The sequence below is a fragment of the Terrabacter sp. P5_B1 genome, assembly GCF_056400505.1.
Map to the genome: position 1 here is coordinate 1 of NZ_JBFULD010000470.1, position 2,305 is coordinate 2,305.

At 73.5% G+C, this 2,305-nt stretch carries 4 protein-coding genes; 2 read left to right on the forward strand and 2 right to left on the reverse strand.

Going from position 1 to position 2,305, the window contains the following annotated elements:
- Both AC1DP0_RS20980 and AC1DP0_RS20985 read left to right on the forward strand, forming a co-directional pair.
- Positions 1–686: SAM-dependent methyltransferase (locus AC1DP0_RS20980; RefSeq protein WP_478088344.1), on the forward strand; the 686-nt coding region annotated here is incomplete at its 5' end.
- Between the two features lie 10 nt (positions 687–696).
- Positions 697–1,227, forward strand: a complete 531-nt coding sequence (locus AC1DP0_RS20985) for a copper resistance CopC family protein (protein ID WP_478088346.1) — start codon at positions 697–699, stop codon at positions 1,225–1,227.
- 77 nt (positions 1,228–1,304) lie between these two features.
- On the opposite strand, the gene AC1DP0_RS20990 is transcribed toward AC1DP0_RS20985, so the two are convergent.
- Together AC1DP0_RS20990 and AC1DP0_RS20995 are read right to left on the reverse strand one after the other, a co-directional pair.
- Positions 1,305–1,718: a VOC family protein gene (locus AC1DP0_RS20990; RefSeq protein WP_478088348.1), complete on the reverse strand. Its 414-nt coding sequence runs from the start codon at positions 1,716–1,718 to the stop codon at positions 1,305–1,307.
- An 82-nt stretch (positions 1,719–1,800) separates the two neighbouring features.
- On the reverse strand, positions 1,801–2,305 hold a 505-nt coding region (locus AC1DP0_RS20995; protein ID WP_478088350.1), incomplete at its 5' end, for a cytochrome P450.

The window sequence follows — 2,305 nt, forward strand, 5'->3', positions numbered from 1 at the left end:
GTCCCCGAGGGCTCGACGAGCGCATCGAGTGGCTCCGCTCCCCCGGCGGTGCCGACCTTCCGCCCGAGCTGACCGACCTGAGCGACGCCCTCGTCATCGCGCACGAGTGGCTCGACGTCGTGCCCTGCACCGTGGCCGAGGTCGACGCCGACGGCACCCCCCGCGAGGTGCTCGTCGACCCCACGTCGGGCGAGGAGTCCCTCGGCGGCTCGCTCACCGCTGCGGACCGTCGCTGGGCCGACGCCCACTGGCCCACCACCACGCCGGGCGACCGCATCGAGGTCGGTCGCGCCCGCGACGAGGCCTGGTCCGACCTCGTCTCGCGCGTCGCCTCGGGCACGCTCGTCGCCGTGGACTACGGCCACACGGCGACGATGCGTCCCTCCACGGGGACGCTCACGGCATACGTCCGCGGTCAGCTGACCCCGCCGGTGCCCGACGGGTCGTGCGACGTCACAGMGCACGTCGCGATGGACACCCTCGACGCGGATGACGTGCGCCCCCAGCGCGAGGCGCTGCTGGCCCTCGGGCTGGCCGGCGCCACGCCGCCGTACGCGCTCGCGAGCGCCGACCCGCTCGCCTACCTCGCCGCGCTCGAGCGGGCTGGAGCCGAGGCGCGGATGCTCGACCGGGACGGGTTCGGCGGCTTCTGGTGGGCGGTGAAGCGCGTCCGGGGCACGACGTAACCTGAAGACCATGCGTCGTCTCGCCTCAGCACTGCTCGCCCTCGGGCTGCTCGTCATCGCCCCCTCGGCGGCCTTCGCCCACGACGTGCTCGRACGGACCAACCCGGCGGACGGCACGACGGTCACGCACCTGCCGGGGTCGTTGGTGCTCACCTTCTCCGAGGCGCCCCTCGCGATCGGCGCGCAGGTCGTCGTCACCGGTCCGTCGGGGCCCGTGTCGTCCGGCACGCCGACGCTCAAGGGCCGCGACGTCACGCAGGCCATCGCAACCACGGCCCCGGGCGGGGACTACACGGTGACCTACCGCGTCACCTCCGACGACGGTCACCCCGTGACGGGCACCTTCTCGTTCCACGCGACGATCGGGCTCGACGGCTCGACGGCCACCGCAGGGGCGACGGTGCACGTCAAGCCCGTCGCCGCCACCGACGACCAGGGCTCGCTCCTCGTGCCGATCCTGTTCACGATCGTGGGCACGGTCGTGCTGCTGGGGGTGGGCGGCTTCCTCGTGCTGCGTGGTCGCGGGGCCGACCGCCCCTGACGCCAACCCCGACGCCCACCTGACGCCCGGCCCCGACGCCCGCCTGACGCCCGGCCCTGACGCCCGCCCCCCAGCGGTCAGTCGGGCTCCGGGACCGAGTCCGTCGCCGGCAGCGGTTGGTTGAGGAACCAGCGGTGGCCGAACGGGTCGTGGAAGACCGCGAGCCGGCCGATCGGCGGGTTGTCCTCGGGACCACGGTCGAGCCTGGCTCCGCCCGCCTGCACCCGACGGCAGCGCTCGTCGACGTCGGACACCGTGAGGTGCAACGTCACGGCGTTGCCGCGCTCGGGGTCCGGGGCTGCCACACCTGCCTCGTCGAACGCGTCGGACATCATCCAGGACGCTCCGTCGACCGCCAGCTCGCAGTGCCCGACGCGCCCGTCGTCCATGACGATCGGGTCCACGGTCAGCTCGGCGCCGAGGTGCTCGCGGTACCACTCGATCGCGGCGCGTGAGTCGGCCACGCAGATGTACGGCGTGAGTTCACTCATGCCCTCCCCCTCTCTTCATCGATCTCTTCCTCGATCTCTTCCTCGATACGGCGCCCTGGTCACGGGCACGCGCTGCCTGCGTTCACGACGGGAGGCGGCGGGCGACGACGAGGCGCTCGTAGCCGCGCAGCACGAACGTCGGCCGGCGTGCGGCGTCGACGACCTCGATCGGTCCGAGTCGTTCGAGCAGTGCCCGGGTCGAGATCTGCAGCTCCATCCGGGCCAGGGGCGCCCCGAGGCAGAAGTGGATGCCGGCGCCGAAGGCGAGGTGCGGGTTCGGGTCGCGGTCTGCCACGAAGCGGTCGGGCTCGGCGAAGATTGCGGGGTCGCGGTTGGCGGCCCCGAGCAGGGCGGCGACCTTCTCGCCGCGGCGGACCGTGACGCCGTGGAGCTCGACGTCGGCCGTCGCGGTGCGCTCGAAGAGGTGCAGCGGTGAGTCGTGCCGCAGCATCTCCTCCACGACGCGCTCGACCGCGGCCGGCTCGTCCAGCGCCGGCATCACGGCCTCGCTCTGGGCGCGGTCTGCCAGGAGCGAGGCGAGGCCGTTGCCGAAGCCGTTGACGCTGGCCTCGTGGCCCGCGTTGAGC